We start from the raw sequence: 24,027 nt of genomic DNA on the forward strand, positions 1-24,027 counted from the left end.
ATGCCCACCCTGCCCGCCCTGCCCAGCTTCGCCCGCCTGCAGGCCGCCGCCCGCCGCCTGCCCGCCTTCAGGCTGCCGCCGCTGGTCGGCCGCGTCGTCGCCCGCCTGCCCCAGCAGCCGCCCACGCTGGCCCTGACCCTCGCCCTCAACCTGGCCCTGGACCGCATCCTGCCGCGGGCGGACCTCGCCCCCCTCACCGGCCGCCGCCTGCGCCTGCGCGTGACCGATGCCGGCCTGACGCTGGACTTCGGCCTCACCGAACGGGGCTTCCGCACGCTGCCCGCCACCGGCCGCCCGGACCTGACCCTTTCCGCCACCGTGCGCGACTACCTGGCCCTGGCCCTGCGCGAGGAAGACGCCGACACGCTCTTCTTCAGCCGCCGCCTGGTCATGGAAGGCGACACCGAACTCGGCCTGCTGGTCAAGAACACGCTGGACGCGGTGGACTGGGATGCGCTCGCCGCCACCTGGTCACCCGCCGCGGTGCTGGCCCGGCTGCCGCGGCCGGGTCCGTTCCGGCGCTCCGTGGGCACGTAGCCCGGATTTCGGCCTCCGGCCCGCATCACTGGGTAGAATCGGGCCTCCCGCCCCACGGAACGGCCCGATGGCGCGTCACGCTTCCAACCTGCCGCTGCACCTGTCCGTCGCCTACGCGGCGCTGATCGTCTACGCCTGCCTGCACCCCTTCACCGGCTGGCAGGCGAGCGGGCTGCCGCTGTTCGACTTCCTCTCCGCACCGTGGCCGCGCTACTACCGCGTCGAGGATCTCGCCCTCAACGTGCTCGGCTACGTACCCTTCGGCTTCGTGCTGGCGCCGGCCCTGGCGCGCCGCGTGGGGCCAGCCGGACGCGTCGTGGCCGCCACGCTGCTCGCGGGCCTGCTCAGCTGCGCCCTGGAGACCGTGCAGAACTTCCTGCCCACCCGCGTGGCCGCCAACGTGGACCTGGGCTGCAACCTGCTGGGCGGCCTGCTCGGGGCACTGGCCGGCACGCGCTGGGGCACGCGGATGTTCGGCGACCAGGGCTGGCTGCAGCGCTGGCGCAACCGGCGCTTCATCGGTGGCCACACGGGCGACGCCGGGCTGATGCTGCTGGGCCTGTGGCTGCTCACGCAACTGACCCCGGACGGCCTGCTGTTCGGCAGCGGCGACCTGCGCCAGTGGCTGGACCTGCCCAATCCGGTGGCTTTCGAACCGGAACGCTTCATCCTGCTGGAGGCCGCCCACGTGGCCGCCACCGTGGTGGGCGTGGGCCTCTTCGTGCGCTGCATCATGCTCGCCCCCAGCCTGTGGCCCATCCTGCTGCTGTTCGCCCTCGCGCTGGGCACCACCACGCTGGCCACCTTCAGCTTCTTCTCCGCCAGCGCGCCGCTCGCGTGGCTGACCCCCGGCGCGCGCCAGGGGCTGATGGCCGGCGCGGCCCTGCTGGGCATCAGCCTGCTGCTGCCCCGCGTACTGCAGCACGCGCTGGCCGGCATGGCGATGCTGGCCGCCACCGCGCTGGTGAATCTGATGCCGGAAAACCCCTACCTGCCTTTCCGCGCCGGCGCGGCGGCGGGGCACTTTCTGAACTTCCACGGTCTGACCGGTCTGGTCACCGCCGCCTGGCCCTTCCTCGCGCTGGCCTATCTGTCGGCGCTGGGGCTGTGGCGGGGCGAGCACCTGGGCGGCGAGGGCCGCTTATAATCGGTCGCTTCCACGGGAGCCCCCATGAGCTACTTCAAGCACCACGTCTTCTTCTGCTGCAACCAGCGCCAGCCCGGCGAAGCCTGTTGCAACGACCACCAGGCCACCGCCATGCAGACTCACGCCAAGGACCGCATCGCGGCGCTGGGGCTCAAGGGGCGCGGCAACGTGCGCATCAACAAGGCCGGCTGCCTGGGCCGCTGCGACGACGGCCCGGTGCTGGTGGTGTACCCGGACAACGTCTGGTACACCTACGTGGATCAGGAAGACATCGACGAGATCATCGACTCCCACCTGGTGCACGGGCGCATCGTCGAGCGCCTGCGCCTGCCGGACAGTCCCGCATGAATCGCCCCCTCCCCACCGAAAGCGTGCTGCTGCGCGGCGCGGCCGGTGCCATCGACGCGCTCATCGACACCCCGGCCGAGGTGCGCGGGCTGGCCGTGGTGTGCCATCCGCACCCCCTTTACGGCGGCGCCAACACCAACAAGGTGGCGCACACCCTGGCCCGCGCCTTCCGCGACCTGGGCTACGCGGTGATCCGCCCCAACTTCCGCGGCGTGGGCAAGAGCGAGGGCGCCCACGACTTCGGCAACGGCGAGACCGAGGACATCCTGGCGGTGATCGGCTGGGCGCAGTCGCGCTGGGGCAGCCTGCCGCTGGCGCTGGGGGGCTTTTCCTTCGGCGGCTACGTGCAGTGCCGGGTCACCAGCCGCCTGGCCGGCAGCCTGACCCCGGTGCAGCGCCTGGCCCTGGTGGGCATGGCCGCCGGCAGCGCGGCCGACGGCGCGCGCCAGTACGACACACCGCCGCTGCCCGGCGGGCTGTCCAGCCTGATCATCCACGGCGAGGTGGACGACACCGTGCCCCTTCTCAACGTGTTCGACTGGGCCCGCCCCCAGGAACTGCCGGTGGTGGTGGTGCCGGGCGCGGACCATTTCTTCCACGGCAAGCTGCACCTGATCCGCGAGCTCATCGCCCGCAACTGGGCGCCGCTCTGACGACAACCGGAAAGGGAACCCTTCCATGAAGCTCTTCGCCTCCCTCACCAGCCCCTACGCCCGCAAGATTCGCATCGTGCTGGCCGAGAAGAAGCTGCCCTTCGAGCTGGTCGTGGACTCCCCGTGGGAGGCCAACACCCGCATCCCCACGATCAATCCCCTGGGCAAGGTGCCGGTGCTGATCACCGACGCCGAGGAGGTCTTCTTCGATTCGCCGGTCATCGCCGGCTACCTGGAAACCCTGGACGCAGGGCCGGCCCTGCTGCCGGCCGACCGCCTGGCCACGGTGCAGGTGCGCCAGAGCGAGGCCCTGGCCGACGGCATCACCGATGCCGCGGTGGCCGCCCTGCTGGAATCGCGCCGCCCGGACGGACAGCGCAGCGACGCGGAGATCGCGCGCCAGAAGGAGAAGATCGCCCGCGGCCTGGCGGCACTGGAAGCGCGCCTGGGCGGCCGCCCGTGGCTGCACGGCGACGCCCTCTCCCTGGGCGACGTGGCCGCCGGCGTGGCGCTGGCCTATCTGGACCTGCGCCATCCGGACATCCCCTGGCGCGCCGCCCATCCGGCGCTGAAGCGCTACGCCGAGCACCTCTTCGCCCGCCCGAGCTTCATCGACACCACGCCGCCGGTGGGCTGATGCCGCTTTCCATCCGCGGCCTGGTCAAGCGCTACGGCGACACCGCGGTGGTCGCCGGCATCGACCTCGACCTGCACGCGGGCGAATGCTTCACCCTGCTCGGCCCCAACGGCGCCGGCAAGACCACCACGCTGCGCTGCGCCCTGGGCCTCAGCGCGCCCACCGCAGGCGAAATCCGCCTCACCGGCCTGCCGGTGCCGGCCCGCGCCCGCGAGGCCCGCGCCCGCGTGGGCGTGGTGCCCCAGCAGGACAACCTGGACCCGGACTTCACCTGCGCCGAGAACCTGCTGGTGTATGGCCGCTACTTCGGCCTGCGGGACGCCGAGATCGCCGCGCGCATCCCCGAACTGCTGGCCTTCGCTGGGCTGGAAAACCGACGCGACGCGAAGATCGGCACCCTCTCCGGCGGCATGAAGCGCCGCCTCACGCTGGCTCGCGCGCTCGTCAACCGCCCCCGGCTGCTGGTGCTGGACGAACCCACCACCGGCCTCGACCCCCAGGCCCGCCACCTGATCTGGGACCGCCTCAAGCAGCTCGTCCGCGGCGGCACAACGGTGCTGCTGACCACCCACTTCATGGACGAGGCCGAACGCCTGGCGGACCGCCTCGCCATCCTCGACGCCGGCCGCATCCTCACCGAGGGCAGCCCGCGGGAGGTCATCGCCGCCCACATCGAACCCCAGGTGGTGGAGGTCTATGGCGAATACGACGACGGCAACGGCGGCGCCCCGGCCTGGGCGGCGCACCATGCCGCCGCGCTGGCGCAGCGTTTTGAGGTCAGCGGCGAAACCGCCTTTTGCTACCTCACCGACCCGGCGCCGCTGCTCGCCCACCTGGCCGCCCAGCCCGGCCTGCGCTACCTGCACCGCCCGGCCAACCTGGAAGACGTGTTCCTCAAGCTCACCGGCCGGGAACTGCGCGACTGAAATGAATACGCCCGCCCCCAGCCCCTGGCGCCCACCCCGCCTGTCCCTGCGCTTCGTGCCCGTGTGGCAGCGCAACTTCCTGGTCTGGCGCAAGCTGGCCCTGCCCTCGGTGCTGGGCAACCTGGCCGACCCGGTGATCTACCTCTTCGGCCTGGGTTTCGGCATCGGCATGCTGGTGCCGGACGTGGGGGGCATGCCCTACATCACCTTCCTCGCCGCCGGCATGGTGTGCTACTCGACCATGAACAGCGCCTCCTTCGAGGTGCTGTATTCCGGCTTCTCCCGCATGCACGTGCAGAAGACCTGGGACGCCATCCTCAACGCTCCGGTGGAGCTGGACGACGTGGTGTTCGCCGAACTGGTGTGGGCCGCGTCCAAGGCCCTGCTGTCCGGCGCGGCCATCCTGCTGGTCGTGGTGGCCTTTGGCTTCGCCGAGGCGCGCTACGCCCTGTGGGTGCTGCCGCTGATCTTCCTGGCGGGGCTCAGCTTCGCCGCCCTGGGCCTGGTGATGACGGCGCTGGCGCCCAGCTACGACTTCTTCATGTACTACTTCACCCTGTTCGTGACGCCCATGACCCTGCTGTCGGGCGTATTCTTCCCGCTGGAGCAGTTGCCGCCCGCGCTGCGCCTGGCCACGGACCTGCTGCCGCTGACCCACGCGGTGCTGATCGCCCGCCCGCTGCTGCTGGGCGAAGTGCCGCACGCCGTCGCCGCCCACCTGGCCGTGCTCGCCGCCTACGGCATCGGCGCCTTCTGGCTGGCGCTCGCCCTGCTGCGCCGCCGCCTGCTGAAATGACCGGGAGAGCCGCCATGGCCGCCGACACCGTCCTGCTGGTCTTCACCAACGCCCCCAACACGGACAGCGCCCGCCTGATCGCCCGCAGCCTGGTGGATGCGCGGCTGGCCGCCTGCGTGAACATCCTGCCGGAGTGCCAGTCCATTTACCGCTGGCAGGGCGCCGTGGAAGAGGCCGCCGAGGTGCCGGTGCTGATCAAGACCACGTCCGCCCACTACGCGGCCGTGGAGGCGGCGATCCGCCTCGCCCATCCCTACGAACTTCCCGAGATCGTCGCGGTCCCTGTGGAGCGCGGCCTGCCGGGCTATCTCGCCTGGGTCGCGGCCGAAACCCGCCATACACCGCCCGCGCCGGACGCCTGAACCGAACGACAACCACCAAGAACCCGCAATGCACCGACTGCTGCCGCTGTTCGCCTTCCTCACCGCCCTCTTCACGCTGTTCGCCCCTCCCGCCCAGGCCCAGGGCGAACCGATGGAACCGGAAAAGGCCTTCGCCTTCACCGCACGCGCCCTGGACCCGGAAACCGTCGAAATCGTCTTCCGCGTGCATGGGGACTACTACCTCTACGGCGACAAGTTCCGCTTCACGGCCGAACCGGCCGAAGTGCAGTTGGGCGAGCCGGAGCGGGCGCCAGGGAAGATGAAGAAGGACGAGTTCTTCGGCATGGTGGAAACCCTGCGCGGCACGGTGAACATCCTGCTGCCGGTCGCCGCGCCCGAAGGCGTGAGCCGTTTCCGCCTCACCGTGACCAGCCAGGGCTGCTGGGACGGCGGCATCTGCTACCCGCCCACGCCCCAGAGCGCGGACATCGACCTCACGGCCTCGCCCGCGACGGGTTCCGGCGGCCTGCTGGACCGGGCGCTGGGGGGCTTCTCCGCCGCCCCGGCGGATGCTGCGGCGGCCGCGGCGAGCGGCGACGAGAGCGGACGCATCGCCGGCCTGCTCGCGGACGCCAGCGGCCCGCTGGTGCTGGCGAGCTTTTTCGGCTTCGGCCTGCTGCTCGCCTTCACCCCGTGCACCTTCCCGATGATCCCCATCCTGTCGGGCATCATCGTCGGCCACGGCCACCACATCTCCCGCTCCCGCGCCCTCGGCCTGTCGCTGGCCTACGTGCTGGGCATGGCGGTGACCTATGCGGCGGCCGGCGTGGCGGCGGGCCTGTCCGGCACGCTGCTGTCCAACGCGCTGCAGAACGTCTGGGTACTGGGCGCCTTCGCGCTGCTCTTCGTGCTGCTGGCCCTGTCCATGTTCGGCTTCTACGAACTGCAACTGCCCAGCGCCCTGCAGAGCCGCCTCGCGGACAACGCCGCCCACCGCAAGGGCGGGCGGGTCGGCGGCGTGGTGGCCATGGGCGTGCTCTCGGCCCTCATCGTCGGCCCCTGCGTGGCCGCGCCGCTGGCAGGCGCCCTGCTCTACATCGCCCGCACCGGCGACGCGGTGCTGGGCGGCGCGGCGCTGTTCGTGCTGGCGCTGGGCATGGGCGCGCCCCTGCTCGTCGTGGGCGTGGCCGCCCGCAGCGTGCTGCCCAAGGCCGGGCCGTGGATGGAGGGCGTGCGCAAGGCCTTCGGCGTGATGCTGCTGGCGGTGGCGGTGTGGCTGCTCACCCCGGTGGTACCGGAACTCGTGACCATGCTGGCGTGGGCCGCGCTGCTGCTCTTTTCCGGCGTCTTCCTGCACGCCCTGGACCCGCTGCCGGCCCAGGCCCACGGCTGGCAGCGCTTCTGGAAGGGCCTGGGCGTGGTGCTGCTGCTGGCCGGCGCGGCCATGCTGATCGGCGCGCTGGCCGGCTCCCGCGACCCGCTGCAGCCGCTCGCCGTGCTGCGCGCAGAGGCCAGCGAGCCGGCCGTGCGGCCGGTGTTCGAGAAAGTTGGTTCGGTGGCGGAACTGGACGCCCGGCTCGCCGCCGCCGGCCGCCCGGCGATGCTGGACTTCTACGCCGACTGGTGCGTGTCCTGCAAGGAGATGGAGCGCTACACCTTCACCGACCCCGCCGTGGCCGCGCGCATGCAGAACATGCTGCTGCTCAAGGCCGACGTGACCGCCAACAGCGAGGAGCACCAGGCCCTGCTGCGCCGCTTCAGCCTGTTCGGCCCGCCGGGCATCATCTTCTTCGACGCCGCCGGGCAGGAGCGCGACGGCCTGCGCGTGGTGGGCTTCATGCGTGCCGGCCCGTTCGGCGAGATCCTGGACCGCGCGCTGCGATGAAAATGGGGCTTCCGGGCTATTGAGGCCCGGGGGTTCGGGGTGGCCGGGAGTGGGGTGTGGGCCGCGGCTCATGCGTGCCGAAATCGCCGCGGCCCACACCCCACTCCCGGCAGGAAACGAAGGGGCATCCCCACGGCTGGATCGGATGCGTTTTCGTCGGCTGGGCCATCCCCACCGTTTCCAGCCGTGCGGGGCAGGCGGCCGGCAACGATTTCGGCACGCATGAGGCGCCGGCCGCCTGCCCCGCACGGCCACCCCGAACCCACAAGCCCCAACGAACACACTCAGCCCCCCGCACCCAGACCCGAAAACTCCTGCGGCCCGGGTGTTTACCCTACAATTGCGCCTTTCCCTCCCATGCCAACCCCCATGTTTTCCGGAATCGTGGCCGCCTGCGGCCGTATCGAACACATCGCTCCCCTCGAAGACGGCGTGCGCCTGACCGTGGACGCCGGCGGGCTGGACCTCTCCGACGTGGCCATCGGCGACAGCATCGCCAACAGCGGCGTGTGCCTGACCGTGGTGGCCCGGGACGGCCAGCGGGTGAATTTCGACGTCTCCCGCGAGACGCTGAACTGCACCGTGGGCCTGGATACGGTGGGCACCGAGGTCAACCTGGAGAAGGCCCTGCAGCTCTCCGACCGCCTGGGCGGCCACTTGGTCACCGGCCATGTGGACGGCGTGGGTGAAGTCCTCAAATTCGAGCCCATCGGCGAAAGCCACGAACTGGTGATCCGCGCGCCGGCGGCCATCGCGGGCTACATCGCGAAGAAGGGCTCGGTCACCGTCAACGGCGTCAGCCTGACCGTGAACCGGGTGGAGGGTACGGACTTCTCCATCAACCTGATCCCGCACACGGTGGCGGTGACCAACCTCAAGCATCTCGCCGCGGGCAGCCGGGTGAACCTGGAGATCGACCTCATCGCGCGCTACGTGGAACGCATGCTGGCCTGGCGCGAGGAGTCCGCACAATGACCGCCCTGTCGCCCATTGCCGAGATCATCGCGGACATCCGTGCCGGACGCATGGTGATCCTGGTGGACGAGGAAGACCGGGAGAACGAGGGCGACGTGGTGCTCGCCGCCGAGTTCGTGACCCCGGAAGCGATCAACTTCATGGTCACCCACTGCCGCGGCCTGGTCTGCCTGACGCTGACCGAAGAGCGCTGCCGCCAGCTCGGCCTGGAACAGATGGTGCGCAACAACCGCACCCCCCACGGCACCGCCTTCACCGCCTCCATCGAGGCCGCCACCGGCGTGACCACCGGCATCTCCGCCCACGACCGGGCGCGCACCGTGCAGGTCGCCGTCGCCCGCCACGCCAAGCCGGACGACATCGTCATGCCCGGCCACATCTTCCCGCTCACCGCGCAGAAGGGCGGCGTGCTGATCCGCGCCGGCCACACCGAGGCGGGCTGCGACCTGGCCCAGCTCGCCGGCCTGGAGCCGGCCGCCGTGATCTGCGAGATTCTCAAGGCCGACGGCACCATGGCCCGCCTGCCCGATCTGGTGAAGTTCGCCACCGAACACGGCCTGAAGATCGGCGCCATCCGCGACCTCATCGAATACCGCGCCGCCACCGAGCATCTGGTGGAGCAGGTCGCCGAGAAGGAAGTGGACACCCCCCACGGCCGCTTCCGCCTCTACGCCTTCGAGGACAAGACCTCGGGCGACGTGCATTTCGCCCTCTCCCGGGGCGATATCCGCCCGGAGCGCGAAACCCTGGTGCGCGTGCACGAACCCATCTCGGTGGTGGATTTCCTCGACCCGGACAGCGCGCGCCACAGCTTCCCGGTCAATCGCGCCATGGCCGACATCGCCGCCGCCGAGGCCGGCGTCATCGTGCTGCTCTACCGCCCCCAGAGCGGACGCGACCTGCTCGCCAACCTCAACGGCGAAACCGCCCGCCCGGTGAAGTGGGACCCGCGTCTGTTCGGCGTCGGCGCCCAGATCCTGCGCGCCCTCAACGTGGGCCGCATGCGCCTGCTGGCCAACCCGCGCAAGATTCCCAGCATGGCCGGCTTCGGCCTGGAGATCACCGGCTTCGTGGACGCGGACGCCTGAGCGCCCCCTTTTCCCTTTTCTGAACTGAGACCCATGTCCCGCTTCGACGACATCACCGAATACGACATCGACCTGGAAGGCCAAGGCCTGCGCGTCGGCATCGTCATGAGCCGCTTCAACCAGGACGTGTGCGAAGGCCTGCTGTCGGCCTGCGTGGCCGAACTGAAGAACCTGGGCGTATCCCCCGAACTGACCCGCATCGCCACCGTGCCCGGCGCGCTGGAAATCCCCCTCACGCTGCAGACGCTGGCCAAGAGCGGGCGCTTCGACGCCCTGGTGGCCCTGGGTGCGGTGATCCGCGGCGAGACCTACCACTTCGAGCTGGTCTCCAACGAGATGGGCGCGGGCATCACCCGCGTGACGCTGGACACCGGCGTGCCCATCGCCAACGGCGTGCTCACCACCGAGGACGACGACCAGGCCCTGGCCCGCATGCAGGAGAAGGGCACCGACTGCGCGCGCGCCGCCGTCGAGATGGCGAATCTGCTGAAGGCGCTCCGATGAGCAGCAAGTCCTCCCGCCGCCGGGCGCGCGAATTCGCCCTGCAGGGCATCTACCAGTGGCTGCTGTCGGGCAACAGCGTGCCGGTGATCGAGGCCCACCTGGAACAGGTGTCCGGTTTCGACAAGGCCGACCGGGAACTTTTCGTCGCCCTGCTGCGCGGCACGCTGGAGAACGTGGCCGACCTGCAGTACGAGTTCGCCCCCCTCCTGGACCGCCCCCTGGCCGAACTGTCGCCGGTGGAGCGCGGCATCCTGCTGCTGGCCACCCACGAGCTGAAGAGCTGCCTGGAAACCCCCTACCGGGTGATCATCAACGAGGCCATCGAGCTGGCCAAGAGCTACGGCGGCACGGACGGGCACCGCTTCGTCAACGGCGTGCTCGACAAGCTCGCCGGCCAGTTGCGCGCCGCCGAGATCGCGGCGCTGAAGAGCGAGGGCAGGCGCTGAACACGCCGACGCCGACGCAGGACAGAGAGAACAAACCCGCCCGCCGGCGGGTTTGCCGTTTTCGCAGCCCTGAAGAATGAGCAAGGCTTCCGTCTCCGGCCGGCAGGACCACGAAATGCATTCGTATTCATTGCCGACGAGCCCGGCCGGCAGATGGCTGGCCGCCCCGAGCCGGGAAACGCCGCCCGAGATCCGGGCCGCCCTCGTGGGCACGCTCTTCGGCACCCTGCCCATCTTCTTCGGGGGCGTGTTCAACACCATCGCGGTGGCGGCGGTGCTCGCGTACCGTCACCCCACCCTGCCCTTTCTCCTGTGGCTCGTCCTGGAGATCGCCGTGGGTGTCGCCCGGCTGGCCGCGTTCCTGGTGTCGCGGCGCCGGGCGGCGCAAGGCAGGGCGACGCCTACGGACCTCTACCTGATGCTGGCCCCCCTGTGGGGGAGCGCGGTGGGCTACGGGGGGTTCATCAGCGCCACCAGCGGCGACTGGGTCGCGGCGACGCTCGCTTTCCTGTCCGCGGCCGCCATGGTGGGCGGGATCTGTTTCCGCAACTTCGCCGCGCCGCGTCTCGTCGTGGTGATGATCGTCTGTTCGCTGGGGCCGTGCAGCGCCGGCGCGCTGCTGTCCGGCGAACCCGTGTTCCTGCTCGTGCTGCTGCAGTTCCCCTTCTACCTGTTCTCCATGAACGTGGCCGCCCGGCGGCTGAACGCCATGCTGATCTCGACCATGAAGGCCGAACGCGAATACAGCCACCGGGCTCGCCACGACCCGCTCACCGGCCTGCTCAACCGGGAGGGCCTGTTCCAGGCCCTGGAAGGGCTGGGCGCCGCCCCCACCGGGGCGGACATGAAGCTCCTCTATCTGGACCTGGACGGCTTCAAGGCCGTCAACGACGCCCACGGCCATGAAATCGGCGACATGCTGCTGATGCAGGTCGCCGCGCGCCTGCGGGCGCTGGCAGGCCCGCGGGCCCTGGTCGCACGCATGGGAGGCGACGAATTCGTGGTCATCGACGAGATCGCGGACGACGACCCGGCGCAGGAACACCTGGCCGAGGCCATCGCCGGCTCGATCAGGTCGCCCTTCCTGCTCCCGCAGGGCGCCACGGTGACCGTGGGGGCCAGCGTCGGCGTGGCGAAGGTGAGCCGGGACGGTACCGACATCGACGCCGCCTTGCGCCAGGCCGATACCGCCATGTACGGCGTCAAGCGCACGAGAGGCAGGAGCCGCGCGTCCCAGTGAGGACGAAAAAAAAGCCCGGGGCCTTGCGGCACCGGGCTCTGCGGAAGCGTTGAAGCCCCGGTTTACTTGCCGTTCACGGTCGCCTTGAGGGTGGCGCCGGCGGTGAACTTGGGCACGCTGGACGCGGCGATCTTGATGGTGGCGCCGGTCTGCGGGTTGCGGCCGGTACGGGCGGCGCGCTTGGAGACCTCGAAGGAGCCAAAGCCGGTAAAGGCAACCTTTTCGCCCTTGGCGAGTTGCTCGGCAATGATCTCGAGCACGCCGGACAGGGCGCGGTCGGCCTGAGCGCGGGAAACATCCAGACGGTCGGCCAGGGCTTCGACGAATTCACCTTTGTTCATGCTTTATCCTCGAACGTGTGAGTGGGATCGGATACGGTTCTGCGCGCCGGATTCTAGCACCGTCGCGGCTTTTGGGCATCGCGCAATGCAATGGGCGTGGCGCAAAGCATACAGACTTTATTCGACTTTGGGCAGAATCCGACAACACCTCGCCTGCCCGCCGTTGCACGGCAAACGCCCCCGCATCGAGGCCGCCGCGGGGATGTTGTCGAAAGTCGCACAAGCGCCCAGGGCGCCCGCAGCGGCCGGCAACGGCATCAGTCGTCCTCGTACGGCCCGCCGCCCAGGCCGATGGGCGGCGGCGCGGCGGCGACAAGCTTGGAGAAGATGCGGCGGAAATCCTCGGTCTCGCGCGTGCCGCCCATGGGGTCGTTGTTGTCGCGGAAGCCCGCGGCCACGGCCTCCCAGTCCTCCTCGGTGAAGTGCTTGCGGCACAGGGGCAGCACTTCGCGCTCTTCCAGCAGCATGTGGTTGCGGTAGAAGTCGGCGAAGTTCTCGAAGGCGCGGCCGAAGGCGTCGAAACCGTCCCTGTCGCCGCTGGCGTACTGGTGCAGCGCGGCTTCCAGGGCCTTGATGCGCGCCTCGCCGCCGGCGTGTTCCTGCTCCAGGCGGGCGATGGCATCCGCCCCTTCGTTCGTGCGCGCCTTGAGGCGGGCGAACAGGTACTGGTCCTCCTTGGGGTGGTGGCGCTGCTCCGGGTAGGCATCCAGGTAATGCACCATGGCGCGCAGCAGGCGGAAGTCCGGCTGCAGCTTGCCCTGGCCGATCTCCTTCAGCATGTAGCGCACCGCGTGCAGAATGGCCGCGAGCGACTGGTGTTCGTCCTCGATGATGCGTAGGGCTTCCATGATCCGTGTTCCTCTTTGGGCTGTCCGGCTCGCCCGCAACCGTTCGGGCCGAGCCTGTCGAAGCCCTTTTGGCGCGCTTGCCCTTCGACAAGCTCAGGGCGAACGGTTATTGGCTCGAAATATCAGTGGGCCAGCTTGTCCTGATGTTTCCCGCCCAGGCCCAGGTAGGCCTCGATCACGCGCGGATCGTCGGCGAGCTTGTGGGCCGGGCCTTCCATGGCGATCTCGCCGGTCTCCAGCACGTAGGCGTAGTCGGCCACCTGCAGGGCGGCGCGGGCGTTCTGCTCCACCAGCAGGATGGACACGCCGCGGCGGCGCAGTTCGGCGATGATGCGGAAGATCTCGCGCACGATCAGCGGCGCCAGGCCCAGGCTGGGTTCGTCCAGCATCAGCAGCTTGGGCTTGGCCATCAGCGCGCGGCCCACCGCCAGCATCTGACGCTCGCCGCCGGACAGCGTGCCGGCGAGCTGGGTGCGGCGCTCCTTCAGGCGCGGGAAGATGTCGTAGACCTCCTCCATGGTCTGCCCATGGTCGCGCCGGCCCATGCGGTAGCGCTGGAAGGCGCCCAGCACCAGGTTGTCCTCCACGCTCATCTCGCCGAACAGCTCGCGCTTCTCCGGCACCAGGTTCATGCCGCGGGCCACCATGCGCTCGACCTCGGGCACGCCCTCGACGCTGCCGTCGAAATCCACCCGGCCGCGGGAGCCGAGCACGCCCATGATGGCCGACAGCATGGTGGTCTTGCCGGCGCCGTTGGGGCCGATGACGGTGACGATCTGCCCTTCGCCCACGCTGACGTTGGCGTTGTGCAGGGCCTCGACCTTGCCGTAGGACACGCACAGGTCGCGCACTTCCAGAACCTTGTTCACGGCCGTGGCGTTCATTCCACCCCTCCCAGATAGGCTTCCAGCACCGCCGGGTCCTGCTGCACCTCTTCCGGCAGGCCCTCGGCGATCTTCTCGCCGAATTCCATCACCACGACCCGGTCCACCAGGCCCATGACGAAGTCCATGTCGTGCTCCACCAGCAGGATGCCCATGCCCTCGGCACGCAGCTTCTTCAGCAGGCTGGCCAGCGCCTCCTTCTCCTTCAGGCGCAGGCCGGCGGCCGGCTCGTCCAGCAGCAGCAGGCAGGGGTCGGAACACAGCGCGCGGGCGATCTCCAGGATGCGCTGCTGGCCCAGGGCGAGGGCACCCGCCTCGTCGAACATGTGCTCGGCCAGGCCCACGCGCTCGATCTGGCGCGCGGCCTCGGCCAGCAGGCGGGCCTCCTCGCCGCGGTCGAAGCGCCAGGCCGCGCTCAGCACGCCCTTGCCCCCGCGCAGGTGGGCGCCGATGGCGACGTTCTCCAGCACGCTCATGGCGGGCAGCAGCTTCACGTGCTGGAAGGTGCGGCTCATGCCCATCCGGGCGATGGCCCGCGACCCCAGCCCGACCACGGACTGGCCGCGGAACAGCACTTCGCCGGAGGTGGGCGTATCCACGCCCGAGACCTGGTTGAACATGGTGCTCTTGCCGGCGCCGTTGGGGCCGATCAGGGCGAGGATTTCGCCCGCGCGCACGGTGAGGCTCATGTTGTTGTTGGCGACGAGCCCGCCGAACTTGCGCGTGACGTCCTTCGCCTCCAGCAGCACTTCCCCCGCGGCGGGCTGGGCGCGCCGCGGCAGCGGCTCGGCACCGGCATCCACCTTGCGCTGCACGGCCTGCAGGGGCACCACGCGGCCGGCCAGGCTCACCGCGATGGGCCACAGCCCGCCCCGGGCCTTGTGCAGGATCAGCACCAGCATCAAGCCGAAGACGATCACCTCGAAGTTGCCGCTCTGGCCGAAGAGCCTGGGCAGCAGGTCCTGCAGCCACTGCTTGAGCACGGTGATGACGCCCGCGCCCACCAGCGCCCCCCACACGTGGGCGGCGCCGCCCACCACGGCCATGAACAGGTATTCGATGCCGATGTGCAGGCCGAAGGGGGTGGGGTTCACGAAGCGCTGCATGTGGGCATACAGCCAGCCCGAGGCACAGGCGAGCAGCGCGGCGATGACGAAGATCACCATGCGCGAGCGCGCCGTATCCACCCCCATGGCCTCCGCCATCACCATGCCGCCCTTGAGCGCCCGGATGGCACGCCCTTCCCGCGAGTCGAGCAGGTTGCTGGCGGTGTAGACGCCGATCAGCAGGAAGGCCCAGATCAGGTAGTAGATCTCGTGGCCCTGGGTCAGCTCGTAGCCGAACACGCCGATGGGCGGGATGCCGGTGAGCCCCGTGTGCCCGCCCAGCGTGGCCATGGTGCCGAACAGGAAGTACAGGCTGATGCCCCAGGCGATGGTGCCCAGGGGCAGGTAGTGGCCGGACAGGCGCAGCGTGAGGGACCCGAGCACGATGGCCACCGCGGCGGTGATCACCAGCCCGGCCCCCAGCGCCAGCCAGGGCGACCAGCCCAGCCACGCGAGCCAGGCCGGCAGGTCGGTGGCCGTGGTCAGCACCGCGGTGGTGTAGGCGCCGATGCCGACGAAGGCGGCCTGGCCGAAGCTGGTGAGCCCGCCCACGCCGGTGAGCAGCACCAGGCCCAGGGCCACCAGGGCGTACAGGCCGATGTAGTTGAGCAGCGTGACGTAGAAGGGCGACAGGGCCAGGGGTGCCGCCAGCAGCAGCACCATGAACACCCCGAGCACCAGGCGGGGGGAGAGGGCGAACTTCATTCTTCCTCCTCCAGGTGGTGGCTCTTCAGGGACCGCCACAGCAGCACCGGGATGATGAGCGTGAACACGATGACTTCCTTGTAGGCACTGGCCCAGAAGGAGCTGAAGGCTTCCAGCAGGCCCACCAGCAGCGCGCCGCCGGCGGCGATGGGGTAGCTCGCCAGGCCGCCGATGATGGCGCCGACGAAGCCCTTGAGCCCGATCAGGAAGCCGGTGTCGTAGTAGATGGTGGTGATGGGCGAGATCAACACGCCCGAGAGCACCCCGATCAACGCGGCGAGGAAGAAGGTCAGCTTGCCCGCCAGCGCCGGCGAGATGCCCATCAGGCGCGCGCCGGTGCGGTTGATGGCAGTGGCGCGCAGGGCCTTGCCGTACAGGGTGCGGTCGAAGAAGAGCGCCAGGGCCACGATCAGCAGCAGGGAGGCGAGCACCACCCACAGGGTCTGGCCGGAGATCAGCATCGGCCCGAGTTCGAAGCGCGCTTCGGAGAAGGGCGGCGTGCGGTAGCCTTCGGCGCCGAAGAACACCAGCCCCAGCCCGACCATGGCCACGTGGGCAGCCACCGAGACGATGAGCAGGACCAGCACCGAGGCCTCGGCGATGGGCTGGTACACCAGGCGGTACATCATGGGTCCCAGGGGCACCACCACCAGCAGCGCGGCGAAGACCTGCACGGCCAGCGGCAGATCGGGCAGCGGCAAGGCCTTGAGCAGGCCCAGCAGCGCCAGCGGATAGGCCAGGTTGAGGCCGAGGATGGCCGCCAGGCGCCGCTGCTGCCCCGCCTTGAGCGCCGCGTAGCCGTCGAGGACGGCCACCGCGCAGCCCGCGATCAGCAGCAGCCAGATGGTGCCCGGCAGCCGCCCGGCGTCCATCATCGCCAACGTCAGCGCGCCGTAGGCGACGAACTCCCCCTGCGGGATGAAGATCACCCGCGTGACCGCGAACACCAGTACCAGCGCGAGCGCCAGCAGGGCATAGATGGCCCCGTTGGTGATGCCGTCCTGCCCCAGGATCAGGGCGATCTGCAAATCCATGGACGAACCCTCCCGCCCCACCGGGGCCGCGTCGCTCCGGGGTGCGGTGTGTGAACTCTGAAGGACGGTGCCGGCGAACCGAAGACGGCGCGATCCGGCAACCAGATACCGTTCGGGCTGAGCCTGTCGAAGCCCGATTACTGCCAATGCCCTTCGACAGGCTCAGGGCGAACGGTGCCGCTAGATGACCGGCAGCGGTTCGACAACCCGCGGGCCGGACGGACGGGATTACTTCACCAGCTTCCAGGCGCCGTTCTGGATCTGCACCATGACGCGGGCGCGCTGGTCCAGGCCCAGGTGATCGGTGGGGCTCATGGTGAAGATGCCGTGGGCGCCCGCCACTTCCTTCAAGCCTTCCAGGGCGTCACGCATGGCGGCGCGGAACTCGGCCGTACCCGGCCTGGCCGTCTTCAGCGCCTCCGGCACCGCGGCCTGCATCAGCAGGGCGGCATCCCAGGCGTGGGCGCCGAAGGTGGACACGCTGCCCTTGCCGTGGGCCGCCTCGTACTTGGCGATGTAGTCCAGGGCGGACTTCTTGACCGGGTTGCTGTCGGCCAGTTGCTCGGCCACCAGCACCGGGCCGGCGGGCAGGAAGGTGCCTTCGCAGTCCTTGCCGCACACGCGCAGGAAGTCGTTGTTGGCCACGCCGTGGGTCTGGTAGACCTTGCCCTTCCAGCCCCGCTCCACCAGCGCCTTCTGGGGCAGGGCGGACGGAGTGCCGGAACCGGCGATGAACATGGCGTCCGGGCGGGCCGACATGAGCTTGAGCACCTGGCCGGTCACCGAGGTGTCGACCCGGTTGAAGCGCTCGTTGGCGACGACCTTGATGCCGCGCGCCTCGGCGATGGCCTTGAACTGCTCGTACCAGCCTTCGCCGTAGGCGTCCGCGAAGCCGATGAAGCCGACCGTCTTCACGCCGTTGTCGGTCATGTGCTCCACGATGGCGGTGGACATCTGGGCGTCGTTCTGCGGCGTCTTGAAGACCCAGCGCTTCTTGTCGTCCACCGGCTCCACGATGCGCGCGGAGGCCGCCATGGAGATCAGCGGCGTCTTGCTCTCCGCGGCCACGTCGATCATGGCGAGGGAATTCGGCGTGATGGTGGAGCCCAGCACCACGTCCACCTTGTCCTCGGACACCAGCTTGCGGATGTTCTTCACCGCGGTAGTGGTGTCGGAGGCGTCGTCGAGCACGATGTAATTGACCTTCTCCCCGGCGATGGTGGAGGGCAGCAGGGCCAGGGTGTTCTTTTCCGGGATGCCGAGCGAGGCCGCGGGGCCGGTCGCGGACACGACCACGCCCACGGTGAGGTCGGCCTGGGCGGCGGTGGCCGCGAAGGCGAGGCCGATGGCGGCGAACAGCGTCTTCTTGAGCTTCATGGTGTCTCCTCCTCTTGGTTTGTATGAGCAAACGGGCCTGAGGGGTTGCCCGGCTGCCTGTGGCACGAAATTATCACATCACTAATTCGTTTGAAAATAACAAATATCTGGAGGGCCGGGGCAATCGCATGAAACCGCGGTTTGCTTTTGCCGCTGCGCCCCCTCTCCCCGGCCCTCTCCCGCGAGGGGAGAGGGAGAAAACCGGTACCCGGACGAACGTTCCGGGGCAAGACTCCCCTCTCCCCTTGCGGGAGAGGGGTTGGGGAAGAGGGGGGCGGCCGCCGGGGGCCGTCTCGGTCCGTTCATGCGATTACACCCGCTCGATGACCATGGCGATGCCCTGCCCCACCCCGATGCACATGGTGCACAGCCCGTAGCGCCCGCCCGTGGCTTCGAGCTGGCGCAGCGCGGTGAGCACCAGGCGCGCCCCCGAGGCCCCCAGCGGATGTCCCAGGGCAATGGCGCCGCCGTTGGGGTTCACGTGGGCCGCGTCGTCCGGCAGGCCGAGCTGGCGCAGCACCGCCAGCGATTGCGCGGCGAAGGCCTCGTTGAGCTCGATGACGTCCATGCGGTCGAGCGTGAGGCCGGCCTTTTCCAGCACCTTGCGCGAGGCCGGCGCCGGGCCGATGCCCATGATGCGCGGCGCCACGCCGGCGGTGGCCATGGCGACGATGCGCGCCCGCGGAATCAGCCCATGGCGGGCGAGGCCGGTTTCGGAAGCCAGCAGCAGGGCCACGGCGCCGTCGTTGACACCCGAGGCGTTGCCGGCGGTCACCGTGCCGTCCGGGCGCACCACGCCCTTCAGCTTCGCCAGGGCCTCCAGAGTGGTGGCGCGGGGATGCTCGTCTGCGGAGACCAGCAGCGGCTCGCCCTTCTTCTGCGGAATGGGCACGGGCACGATCTCGCCGGCGAAGAAGCCGCGCCCGGCCGCTTCCGCATAACGCACCTGGCTCCTCAGCGCGAAGGCGTCCTGGTCGGCGCGGGAGACGGCGAAGTCCGTGGCCACGTTCTCCGCGGTTTCGGGCATGGAGTCGATGCCGTATTGCGCCTTCATCAGCGGATTGACGAAGCGCCAGCCTATGGTCGTGTCCTCGATCCTGGCGCTGCGGGAAAAGGCCGATTCGGCCTTGCCCAGCACGAAGGGCGCACGGCTCATGGATTCCACGCCGCCAGCGATCATCAGGTCCGCCTCGCCGGCGCGGATGGCCCGCGCCGCGGTGCCGGCGGCGTCCATGCCGGAGCCGCACAGGCGGTTGATCGTGGCGCCGGGCACGTCCACCGGCAGCCCCGCCAGCAGCCCCGCCATGCGCGCCACGTTGCGGTTGTCCTCGCCGGCCTGGTTGGCACAGCCGTAGTAGATGTCGTCCACCGCCGCCCAGTCCACGCCCGGGTTGCGTTCCATGAGGGCGCGGATGGGCAGTGCGCCCAGGTCGTCGGCGCGCACGCCGGCAAGGGCGCCGGCATAGCGGCCGATGGGGGTGCGGATGCCGTCGCAGATGTAGGCGTCGGTCAGGCCTGTCATGTCTCTCCTCCTTGGTGGGCACGGCGGTCTGTGCCGCCTGCGCCCGTTCTTCGTTTCCCCGCCGCTAGTGCGCCGGGGCCTTGTCCTTCGGTTTCGGCTTTTCCTTGTTCACCAGGCCCTTGACGCCGTTGAGCACGATGGCGGTGATCACCGGCGCCATGTCGGCGTGGGTGAAGCGGCCTTCGGCCCGCAGCCAGGTGAAGGTCCAGTTGATCATGCCGAACAGGATCATCGCCACGGGCTTGTCCAGGTGGCGGCGCTTCAGACCCGGCTCCACGCGCTCGATGGCGTCGGCGAAGGCCGCCACCACGCGGCGCTGCTTGGCGACCACGCGCTCCCCCTGTTCGGGCGAGAGGAACTTCACGTCCTGCACCAGCACCATGTGCTGGTTCTGGGAATGTTCGTACTCTTCCAGGAAGCGCGTCAGCAGCGCCGCCAGGTGGGCTTCCGGTTCGAGGGCCTCGGCTTCCACGCCGGCGATGATGGCCAGCAACTGGTCCATGTAGCTGTCCGCGATGTCGAACAGGATGTGTTCCTTGTCGCGGTAGTAGTGGTAGAGCAGCGGCTTGGACACGCCGCAGGCCTTGGCCAGCTCCGCCATGGACGCGCTGGGGAAGCTGTGCGCGGCAAACAGGCGCGCGGCTTCCGCCAGGATGGCGGCGCGCTGCAGTTCGAAGGTGGGGGCTTTTCCTCGGGCCATGGTTACACCGGTTGCCAGCGTTGCATGAAGGGGGCCGCGCATGACGGCGCGCTGCGGAAATCCATTCCGCTTCGCCCGCGACCATACACGCTTGCAAGCCCTTGCTCCACTGGGGAATCCCTCAGCGCTCGTCGAAACTGATGACCACCCGCTCGGTGAGCGGATGGGCCTGGCAGGTCAGCACGTAGCCGGCGTCCACGTCCGGCTGTTCCAGCGTGTAGTTCTTGTCCATGCGCACCTTGCCCTCCACCACCTTGGCGCGGCAGGTGCAGCACACGCCGCCCTTGCAGGAGTACGGCAGGTCCATGCCGGCGCGCAGGGCCACGTCCAGGATGGACGGATCGCTGGCGTGGAACTCCATCTCCCGGCGCAGGCCGTCGGCCACGACGACGACGGTGGCCTGGGGCGCGTCGCCCGGCTCGACGTGGTGGGCCGGGGCGGCGTCCGGCACGCCGAAGCGTTCCAGGTGCACGTGGTCGGCGGCCATGCCGGCCTCCAGCAGGGCCAACTCCACTTCGTCGATCATGGCGCCGGGGCCGCAGATGAAGACATCGTCCATGTCCTCCACCGGCAGCAGGGTGTCGAGGAAGGCGCGGACCTTGGCCGCGTCCAGCCGGCCGTTGAAGAGCGGCACCTCCTGCTCCTCGCGGGAGAACAGGCTGTACAGCGTGAAGCGGGCCAGGTAACGGTTCTTGATGTCCTCCAGGGCCTCGCCGAACATGGCGCTGGCCTGGCGGCGGTTGCCATAGACCAGCGTGAAGCGGCTCTTCGGCTCGGCGGCCAGCGTGGTCTTGATCAGGGACAGGACGGGGGTGATGCCGCTGCCCGCCGCGAAGGCCACGTAGTGTTTGGCGTGGGCCGGGTCCAGGGGGGTGTGGAAGCGCCCTTCCGGGGTCATCACCTCCAGCACGTCGCCCACCCGGATGCCGCCGTTGGCCCAGGTGGAGAAGCGCCCGCCGGCCACCTTCTTGATGGCGACGCGCAGTTCGTGGTCGTCCACGCCGGCGCAGATGGAGTAGGAGCGGCGCACTTCCTCGCCGTCCACGCGGGCCTTCAGCGTCAGGTGCTGGCCCTGCACGAAGCGGTATTCATCGGCCAGCTCCGCCGGCACGTCGAAGCGCAGGCTCACCGCGTCGGCGGTCTCGCGCCGCACTTCGGCCACTTTCAGGGGATGGAATCTGGGGGTCATTTCGTCGTCTCCGGCGACCGTCTGGCGCGGTCTCGCTCAAATGGGCTTGAAGTATTCGAAGGGCTCGCGGCAGGCGCGGCAGCGGTACAGGGCCTTGCAGGCGGTGGAGCCGAATTCGGACAGGCGTTCGGTGTCGGTGGAGCCGCAGTGCGGGCAGGTCTGCGACTTCGCCACGAACCGGATCGGCTGCACGCCGCCGGCCGCCGCGGTGCCCGACGGCGGGGCAATGCCGTAGGCGCGCAGCTTGTCGCGGGCGGCATCGCCCATCCAGTCCGTGGTCCACGCCGGGTCGAGGCGGGTTTCGATGTCCACCGCTCCGGCGCCGGCCGCGGCGAGCGCGGCGCGGATGCTGTCGGCGATGACCTCGGTGGCCGGACAGCCGGAATAGGTCGGCGTGACCACCACCCGCAGGCCGCCGGCGCGGGAGGCCACCTCGCGCACGATGCCGAGTTCGACCACCGAGACCACCGGGATCTCGGGGTCCGGCACGTCGCCGAGCACCTGCCAGGCCTGGGATTCGGTCAGCATCACCGTCACCATTGGGCGCCGGGGTAAGTGCGCTGCATGGTTTGCATGGTCGCCAGCAGGTGGCCCATGTGCTCGGAATGGCGGCCGAACTTGCCGTAGCTGGCGAAGGGCGTGCGCGCCGGCACGGTGAGCGTGGCCTCCACGAGCACCGGCACCACGGCGGCTTCCCAGTCGGCTTCCAGGTTGTGCCAGGCGGGGCCGATGCCCGCGGCGGACACCGCATCGTCGATGGGATTGGCGGCGAAGAACTCGGCCGTGTAGGGCCACAGGTAGTCCAGCGCGGCCTGGGCCTTGTCGTGGGAGACGTCGGTGCCGTCGCCCAGGCGGATCACCCATTCGCCGGCGTGGCTCAGGTGGTAGCGCGCCTCCTTCAGGCTCTTGGCGGCGACGGCGGCCAGTTCCGCGTCGCTGCTCGCCGTCAGGCGCTGGTAGAGCGGCACCTGGAAGGCGGCGAAGAGGAAGTTGCGCACCACGGTGCGGCCGAAGTCCTCGTTGGGCAGCTCGGCCAGGGTCAGGTTGCGGTAGTCCCGCTCCCCGCGCAGGAAGGCGAGCTGGTCCTCGTCCCGGCCGCGGCCTTCCAGCCTGCCGGCGTGGGTCAGCAGCAGGCGGGCCTGGCCGATGAGGTCGAGCGCGGTGTTGGCGAGCGCCATGTCCTCTTCCAGCACCGGCGCGTGGCCGCACCATTCGGAGAGGCGCTGGCCGAGGATCAGGGCGTTGTCGCCCAGGCGCAGCACGTACTCGATGTGCCCGGGGGCGGCGGTGTTCCGTTGGGTCATGAGTGTCTCCCCCGCTTCACATGTGATCGACTTCTTCGGGCAAGGTGTAGAAGGTCGGGTGGCGGTAGATCTTGTCCTCCGCCGGATCGAACAGCTCGGGCTTGGCGTCCGGGTCCGAGGCGACGATGTCGCTCGCCTTCACGACCCAGATGGAAACCCCTTCCTGGCGGCGGGTGTAGACGTCCCGCGCCACCTGCAGCGCGAGCTTCGCATCGGGCGCATGCACGCTGCCGCAATGCTTGTGGTCGAGTCCGTTGCGGCTGCGGACGAAGACTTCCCACAGCGGCCATTCCTTGCGTTCCATCGTGCTCTCCTTGCCGCCGAAGGCGGCGCTATAACCTCCTCCCCCCTTCAAGGGGGGAGGCCGGGAGGGGGGATGGGTTTCGGTTCAGTCCGCCTCCACCCGCAAGAAACCCATCCCCACCCTGTCCCTCCCCTTGAAGGGGAGGGGACCCTCTTCATTCGCTTTGTCGACGCCTCAGGCGGCGTCCTTCTCCCTCACAGCCCGCTTACGTGCGTGCTCCAGCGCTGCCTCCCGCACCCAGGCGCCGTCCTCCCAGGCCTTCACCCGTGCCGCCAGCCGATCCACGTTGCACTGGCCGTGCCCCTGGACCACGTTCCAGAACTCGTCCCAGTCGATGGCGCCGAAATCGTAGTGACCGCGCTCCGCGTTCCACTTCAGGTCCGGGTCCGGCAGGCTCACGCCCAGCACCTCGGCCTGCTTCACGGTGGCGTCCACGAACTTCTGCCGCAGGTCGTCGTTGGAGATGCGCTTGATGCCCCAGCGCGTGGTCTCGGTGTGCACGCTGTCCTTGTCGTGGGGGCCGAACATCATGATGGACGGCCACCACCAGCGGTTCACCGCGTCCTGCACCATGTCGCGCTGCTCGGGCGTCCCGCGCATCATCGCCAGCAGCAGGTCGTAGCCCTGGCGCTGGTGGAAGGATTCCTCCTTGCAGATGCGCACCATGGCGCGGGAGTACGGGCCGTAGCTGCACTTGCACAGGGGGATCTGGTTCATGATCGCCGCGCCGTCCACCAGCCAGCCGATCACGCCGATGTCCGCCCAGTTCAGCGTGGGGTAGTTGAAGATGGAGCTGTACTTGGCCTTGCCCGACAGCAGCGCCTCATAGAGCTCGTCGCGGGATACGCCCAGGGTTTCCGCGGCGGCGTACAGATAGAGGCCGTGGCCGCCCTCGTCCTGCACCTTGGCGAGCAGGATGGCCTTGCGCTTGAGGCTGGGGGCACGGGTGATCCAGTTGCCTTCGGGCAGCATGCCGACGATTTCCGAATGGGCATGCTGGCTGATCTGGCGGATCAGGGTCTTGCGGTAGGCCTCGGGCATCCAGTCCTTGGCCTCGATGAAGCCGCCCGCGGCGATCTTCGCGTCGAACTCGGCCTGGTAGGCGGGGTTCTCCACCTTCTTCGGGCCCCTGGCCTCGCCGTCCGGGATGCTGAGTGATTGGGTATACATATATGTGCTCGCTCTCTCTGTGGGGTGCGGCGGCAGGA

At 69.6% G+C, this 24,027-nt stretch carries 27 protein-coding genes; 14 read left to right on the forward strand and 13 right to left on the reverse strand.

Annotation, left to right across the window (positions count from 1 at the left end; all coding sequences use genetic code 11):
* The 14 genes from ubiT to E6O51_RS00580 all read left to right on the forward strand — a co-directional run bounded on the left by ubiT (position 1) and on the right by E6O51_RS00580 (position 11,505).
* Complete coding sequence (gene ubiT, locus E6O51_RS00515; RefSeq protein WP_136383014.1) at positions 1 to 537, forward strand: ubiquinone anaerobic biosynthesis accessory factor UbiT; 537 nt, start codon at positions 1 to 3, stop codon at positions 535 to 537.
* A gap of 67 nt (positions 538 to 604) precedes the next feature.
* Entirely contained in the window at positions 605 to 1,684 is a 1,080-nt protein-coding gene (locus E6O51_RS00520; protein ID WP_136383015.1) for a VanZ family protein, read from the forward strand.
* Between the two features lie 24 nt (positions 1,685 to 1,708).
* Positions 1,709 to 2,032: a (2Fe-2S) ferredoxin domain-containing protein gene (locus E6O51_RS00525; protein ID WP_136383016.1), complete on the forward strand. Its 324-nt coding sequence runs from the start codon at positions 1,709 to 1,711 to the stop codon at positions 2,030 to 2,032.
* Complete coding sequence (locus tag E6O51_RS00530; protein ID WP_136383017.1) at positions 2,029 to 2,685, forward strand: alpha/beta hydrolase; 657 nt, start codon at positions 2,029 to 2,031, stop codon at positions 2,683 to 2,685. The genes E6O51_RS00525 and E6O51_RS00530 overlap by 4 nt, the downstream gene beginning before the upstream one ends.
* Positions 2,686 to 2,710: 25 nt before the next feature.
* Positions 2,711 to 3,322: a glutathione S-transferase gene (locus tag E6O51_RS00535; RefSeq protein ID WP_136383018.1), complete on the forward strand. Its 612-nt coding sequence runs from the start codon at positions 2,711 to 2,713 to the stop codon at positions 3,320 to 3,322.
* Positions 3,322 to 4,248, forward strand: coding sequence for an ATP-binding cassette domain-containing protein (locus tag E6O51_RS00540; RefSeq protein WP_136383019.1), 927 nt, complete (start codon positions 3,322 to 3,324; stop codon positions 4,246 to 4,248). The genes E6O51_RS00535 and E6O51_RS00540 overlap by 1 nt, the downstream gene beginning before the upstream one ends.
* Position 4,249: 1 nt before the next feature.
* The gene (locus E6O51_RS00545; RefSeq protein WP_136383020.1) at positions 4,250 to 5,044 is read left to right on the forward strand and encodes an ABC transporter permease; all 795 of its coding nucleotides are present in this window, start codon (positions 4,250 to 4,252) and stop codon (positions 5,042 to 5,044) included.
* Positions 5,045 to 5,058: 14 nt separating this feature from the next.
* Positions 5,059 to 5,406, forward strand: a complete 348-nt coding sequence (gene cutA / locus E6O51_RS00550; protein ID WP_136383021.1) for a divalent-cation tolerance protein CutA — start codon at positions 5,059 to 5,061, stop codon at positions 5,404 to 5,406.
* A gap of 28 nt (positions 5,407 to 5,434) precedes the next feature.
* Complete coding sequence (dsbD, locus tag E6O51_RS00555; RefSeq protein ID WP_136383022.1) at positions 5,435 to 7,252, forward strand: protein-disulfide reductase DsbD; 1,818 nt, start codon at positions 5,435 to 5,437, stop codon at positions 7,250 to 7,252.
* A gap of 369 nt (positions 7,253 to 7,621) precedes the next feature.
* On the forward strand, positions 7,622 to 8,227 hold the full coding sequence (locus E6O51_RS00560; protein ID WP_136383023.1) for a riboflavin synthase: 606 nt from the start codon (positions 7,622 to 7,624) through the stop codon (positions 8,225 to 8,227).
* Complete coding sequence (ribBA, locus tag E6O51_RS00565; RefSeq protein ID WP_136383024.1) at positions 8,224 to 9,315, forward strand: bifunctional 3,4-dihydroxy-2-butanone-4-phosphate synthase/GTP cyclohydrolase II; 1,092 nt, start codon at positions 8,224 to 8,226, stop codon at positions 9,313 to 9,315. The genes E6O51_RS00560 and ribBA overlap by 4 nt, the downstream gene beginning before the upstream one ends.
* 33 nt (positions 9,316 to 9,348) lie before the next feature.
* Positions 9,349 to 9,819: a 6,7-dimethyl-8-ribityllumazine synthase gene (gene ribH / locus E6O51_RS00570; RefSeq protein ID WP_136383025.1), complete on the forward strand. Its 471-nt coding sequence runs from the start codon at positions 9,349 to 9,351 to the stop codon at positions 9,817 to 9,819.
* Positions 9,816 to 10,265, forward strand: a complete 450-nt coding sequence (nusB, locus tag E6O51_RS00575; RefSeq protein ID WP_136383026.1) for a transcription antitermination factor NusB — start codon at positions 9,816 to 9,818, stop codon at positions 10,263 to 10,265. The genes ribH and nusB overlap by 4 nt, the downstream gene beginning before the upstream one ends.
* A gap of 76 nt (positions 10,266 to 10,341) precedes the next feature.
* Positions 10,342 to 11,505, forward strand: coding sequence for a GGDEF domain-containing protein (locus E6O51_RS00580; protein WP_211091285.1), 1,164 nt, complete (start codon positions 10,342 to 10,344; stop codon positions 11,503 to 11,505).
* A 62-nt stretch (positions 11,506 to 11,567) separates the two neighbouring features.
* Here the strand turns inward: E6O51_RS00580 and E6O51_RS00585 are convergent, their stop codons facing one another.
* From E6O51_RS00585 to paaA, 13 genes are all read right to left on the reverse strand, one after another.
* The gene (locus tag E6O51_RS00585; protein WP_136383027.1) at positions 11,568 to 11,846 is read right to left on the reverse strand and encodes an HU family DNA-binding protein; all 279 of its coding nucleotides are present in this window, start codon (positions 11,844 to 11,846) and stop codon (positions 11,568 to 11,570) included.
* Between the two features lie 257 nt (positions 11,847 to 12,103).
* A complete protein-coding gene (locus E6O51_RS00590; protein ID WP_136383028.1) occupies positions 12,104 to 12,694 on the reverse strand; it encodes a hemerythrin domain-containing protein in 591 nt (196 codons plus the stop codon).
* A gap of 122 nt (positions 12,695 to 12,816) precedes the next feature.
* On the reverse strand, positions 12,817 to 13,578 hold the full coding sequence (locus E6O51_RS00595; RefSeq protein ID WP_136383029.1) for an ABC transporter ATP-binding protein: 762 nt from the start codon (positions 13,576 to 13,578) through the stop codon (positions 12,817 to 12,819).
* Positions 13,575 to 15,389, reverse strand: coding sequence for a branched-chain amino acid ABC transporter ATP-binding protein/permease (locus tag E6O51_RS00600; protein ID WP_136383030.1), 1,815 nt, complete (start codon positions 15,387 to 15,389; stop codon positions 13,575 to 13,577). The genes E6O51_RS00595 and E6O51_RS00600 overlap by 4 nt, the downstream gene beginning before the upstream one ends.
* Positions 15,386 to 16,423: a branched-chain amino acid ABC transporter permease gene (locus E6O51_RS00605; RefSeq protein WP_136383031.1), complete on the reverse strand. Its 1,038-nt coding sequence runs from the start codon at positions 16,421 to 16,423 to the stop codon at positions 15,386 to 15,388. The genes E6O51_RS00600 and E6O51_RS00605 overlap by 4 nt, the downstream gene beginning before the upstream one ends.
* Before the next feature lie 228 nt (positions 16,424 to 16,651).
* The gene (locus tag E6O51_RS00610) at positions 16,652 to 17,800 is read right to left on the reverse strand and encodes an ABC transporter substrate-binding protein (RefSeq protein ID WP_136383032.1); all 1,149 of its coding nucleotides are present in this window, start codon (positions 17,798 to 17,800) and stop codon (positions 16,652 to 16,654) included.
* Between the two features lie 310 nt (positions 17,801 to 18,110).
* Positions 18,111 to 19,313, reverse strand: coding sequence for a 3-oxoadipyl-CoA thiolase (gene pcaF / locus E6O51_RS00615; RefSeq protein ID WP_136383283.1), 1,203 nt, complete (start codon positions 19,311 to 19,313; stop codon positions 18,111 to 18,113).
* Between the two features lie 73 nt (positions 19,314 to 19,386).
* On the reverse strand, positions 19,387 to 20,022 hold the full coding sequence (locus E6O51_RS00620) for a TetR/AcrR family transcriptional regulator (RefSeq protein WP_136383033.1): 636 nt from the start codon (positions 20,020 to 20,022) through the stop codon (positions 19,387 to 19,389).
* A 121-nt stretch (positions 20,023 to 20,143) separates the two neighbouring features.
* On the reverse strand, positions 20,144 to 21,211 hold the full coding sequence (paaE, locus tag E6O51_RS00625) for a 1,2-phenylacetyl-CoA epoxidase subunit PaaE (RefSeq protein ID WP_136383034.1): 1,068 nt from the start codon (positions 21,209 to 21,211) through the stop codon (positions 20,144 to 20,146).
* Between the two features lie 36 nt (positions 21,212 to 21,247).
* Positions 21,248 to 21,739 carry a 1,2-phenylacetyl-CoA epoxidase subunit PaaD gene (gene paaD / locus E6O51_RS00630; RefSeq protein ID WP_136383035.1) on the reverse strand — a complete coding sequence of 164 codons (492 nt, stop codon included), beginning with the start codon at positions 21,737 to 21,739 and terminating at the stop codon, positions 21,248 to 21,250.
* Positions 21,740 to 21,744: 5 nt separating this feature from the next.
* A complete protein-coding gene (gene paaC, locus E6O51_RS00635; RefSeq protein WP_136383036.1) occupies positions 21,745 to 22,515 on the reverse strand; it encodes a 1,2-phenylacetyl-CoA epoxidase subunit PaaC in 771 nt (256 codons plus the stop codon).
* Positions 22,516 to 22,531: 16 nt separating this feature from the next.
* Positions 22,532 to 22,819, reverse strand: coding sequence for a 1,2-phenylacetyl-CoA epoxidase subunit PaaB (paaB, locus tag E6O51_RS00640; protein ID WP_136383037.1), 288 nt, complete (start codon positions 22,817 to 22,819; stop codon positions 22,532 to 22,534).
* Between the two features lie 174 nt (positions 22,820 to 22,993).
* Positions 22,994 to 23,989 carry a 1,2-phenylacetyl-CoA epoxidase subunit PaaA gene (gene paaA, locus E6O51_RS00645; protein WP_136383038.1) on the reverse strand — a complete coding sequence of 332 codons (996 nt, stop codon included), beginning with the start codon at positions 23,987 to 23,989 and terminating at the stop codon, positions 22,994 to 22,996.
* Between the last annotated feature and the right edge of the window lie 38 nt (positions 23,990 to 24,027).

This window comes from Pseudothauera rhizosphaerae, assembly GCF_004801305.1.
GTDB classification, from domain to species: domain Bacteria; phylum Pseudomonadota; class Gammaproteobacteria; order Burkholderiales; family Rhodocyclaceae; genus Pseudothauera; species Pseudothauera rhizosphaerae.